Raw genomic sequence first — 2,729 nt, forward strand, 5'->3', positions numbered from 1 at the left:
GGCCAAAATCAGCCACGAAGAGACGATTTTGGGCTGAAAATTGGAAAATTGAGCCACAGGACGTCGATAAAGGACGGTTTGGGGCGTCATATCGGGAGCTGCGGACCACTTAATCGCAACTTCCTTAGCAAACTGATCGAGGGCGAGACCCCGGAACCGTTGCAACGCAAGCTGGCGGCCACCCTGCAGCGGCGCTATAAGTGAGCAATATAGCCCGGACCGATACATCAATAACTTTAATTAATTTAAGTTTTGGAATGGCCGATAACCATAAGGAATAATTCTCCTTGAGGTATTGGTTTATGTCGTTGAAAAAGTCGTCCCTGATAGTCCTGTTCTCGCTGCTTTTCTTCTTTGTTGTCAGCACCGTCACCAGCGTTGGCATCATCATTAAAAGTAATAATTCCCTGGATAACGTCAACAAAGAGATCCAGGTTGTGCTGTCCATTATTGACCCCATCAACCACAGCCGTACGCTGCGCGTGCGGGTGATGGAGTATGTGAAGATGGTGGAAGCGGGCAACGCGGCGGACGGCGCTGCAAAGCTGACCGCCGTGAAAGAGGCGCTGACCAAAGCGGACCACGCCTTTGCGGCCTTTATGGCGTCGCCGCGTCTGAGCGATGAAGCGCCGCTGGTGACTGCCTATCAGGACGCCTGGCAGAACTACCGCAACCAGGGACTGGCGCCGCTGATCGATGCTGCCGAGGCGCACGATGTCGCCAAATTTAACGCGCTCATCCCGGAAGTCTCCCGCCTCGACCGCCAGTACGAGATCGTTCTCGACCAGGTCCTTTCCGTCCACCAGAAATACGCCAAAAGCCTGAACGAAGATGCGAGCAGTAGCTTCGTCTCCGGCCTGGCGATCGTTGCTGCTATCGCCAGCCTGTTTGTGGTGGTGATTATCGCCGTTAGCCTGCTGATGAAGCGCTTTGTCTTTGCGCCGATCAACCTGGCGCGCGAGCACTGCAGTCAGATTGCGGCAGGCAAGCTGGACATTCCGGTGCCGGTGAAGGGGAGTACAGGCAACGAAATCGACCATCTAATGGGCTCGATGGAGCAGATGCGTCAGGCGCTGCTGGCGACCATCGCCCAGGTGCGCGATGCGAGTCATACCGTGACGCACGCCGCCCAGGAGATTGCCTCCGGGAATATCGACCTGGCGTCTCGCACCGAGCAGCAGGCTTCCGCGTTGACCCAGACGGCGGCCAGCATGGAAGAGCTGAGCGCGACGGTGGCGAACAATACCGATAACGTGTATCAGGCCGGGAAGCTGGTGCAGGACGCGGTGAAAAATGCCCACACCGGTGAAGCGGTAACCCGCGAAGTCATCGACACGATGAATACCATCGCGGCGAACTCGAAGCGCATTGAAGACATCACCAGCGTGATTAACAGCATCGCCTTCCAGACCAACATTCTGGCACTGAACGCGGCGGTTGAAGCGGCGCGCGCCGGTACGCAGGGACGCGGCTTTGCGGTCGTAGCCAGCGAAGTGCGCACTCTGGCGCAGAAAAGCGCGGTGGCGGCGAAAGACATCGAAAGCCTGATCGCGCAGTCGGTTTCCAGCGTGAAAAACGGTGCGGAGTTGGTCAGCCGCTCGGGCGAGGTGATTGATTCGATCATTTCGTCAGTGAATAAAGTGAATACGCTGATGGAGCAGATCTCCGTCGCCTCCGAAGAGCAGAGCCGCGGGATCAGTCAGGTCGGGCAGGCGGTGACCGAGATGGACGGCGTGACCCAGCAGAACGCCGCACTGGTGCAGCAGTCCGCCGCGGCAGCGGCCTCGCTGGAAGAGCAGGCGCAGCAGCTTTCACGGAGTATTTCGAGTTTTAGTTTGCCGGTGCAGGCTTGATGGTATTAAGGAGGCTCCTGAGGGAGCCTTTTATATTACTGTCATACATAAAGTCTAGCCTGCTTACTCTTTGAGTTTGTTTCAGTACCACTTATTGTATTTCACATATATAACAGAAATAACAATCACCCAAACGACGCTGAGTAAAGCAGCATGCCCCGGTATAAACCGTACAAACAGATATATTCCAATTACAATAAGCAACGCAGGAACCAGATAAAAAAACGACTTCAAAAGCCATAAAATTGCTTGTTTCATTTCCGCAGTATCTCGTACAAGGCGTCGCCTATCACTTGCTCGTTATTATCCCCAGAGTTTACCTGATAAATGATTTCAGACATTTGTGGTTCGATTAAGAAGTATAACATCTCGATATTTTCTTTATAAAGTGCCTGGTAGTACTGCGGATCCTGAAATTTGAGTCGATTAGCCGCAGATGCTGCTACCTGAGCCTTTGAGTAAAGCGTTGCACCATTAACGAACCAAGTCGAGAATGAGTTCACAAGCCTGATATGATTTTGCTTAAAATCTTTGCTGTTGATGATCAGGTTCGCAAGAGTAAAGGAGAGGGCTAGCTTGCTGGCTTTAGCCGATGCATGGTCAGCAGCTTTACCCAACAAGTTATGGATATTAGTAATCAGGTCTGTGCTCTTTTGTTCGCCAAGTCTAATAAGAGTTTTCCTAAAATAGATTTCAACCATGTCTAAAGTGACATCTTTTCGGTTGTAAATTTCACCTAAGGCAAGGACTAAGGAAGTTGCGATTAAGTGGTCCGCAGCTCCCGATATGACGCCCCAAACCGTCCTTTATCGACGTCCTGTGGCTCAATTTTCCAATTTTCAGCCCAAAATCGTCTCTTCGTGGCTGATTTTGGCC

The 2,729-nt window shown here is 52.3% G+C and carries 3 protein-coding genes; 2 read left to right on the forward strand and 1 reads right to left on the reverse strand.

Annotated features, from left to right (window positions below; genetic code table 11):
• Together ACOTXT_RS22345 and ACOTXT_RS22350 are read left to right on the forward strand one after the other, a co-directional pair.
• Nucleotides 1–204 (forward strand): hypothetical protein (locus ACOTXT_RS22345; RefSeq protein ID WP_421625471.1); only part of this gene is annotated, 204 nt, incomplete at its 5' end.
• 98 nt (nt 205–302) lie between these two features.
• A complete protein-coding gene (locus tag ACOTXT_RS22350; protein ID WP_333165588.1) occupies nt 303–1,853 on the forward strand; it encodes a methyl-accepting chemotaxis protein in 1,551 nt (516 codons plus the stop codon).
• Between the two features lie 254 nt (nt 1,854–2,107).
• Here the strand turns inward: ACOTXT_RS22350 and ACOTXT_RS22355 are convergent, their stop codons facing one another.
• A complete protein-coding gene (locus tag ACOTXT_RS22355) occupies nt 2,108–2,554 on the reverse strand; it encodes a hypothetical protein (RefSeq protein ID WP_421625472.1) in 447 nt (148 codons plus the stop codon).
• Nucleotides 2,555–2,729 lie beyond the last annotated feature (175 nt).

It is taken from the genome of Enterobacter cloacae complex sp. IR5422 (assembly GCF_049238165.1).
GTDB classification, from domain to species: Bacteria; Pseudomonadota; Gammaproteobacteria; order Enterobacterales; family Enterobacteriaceae; genus Enterobacter; species Enterobacter roggenkampii.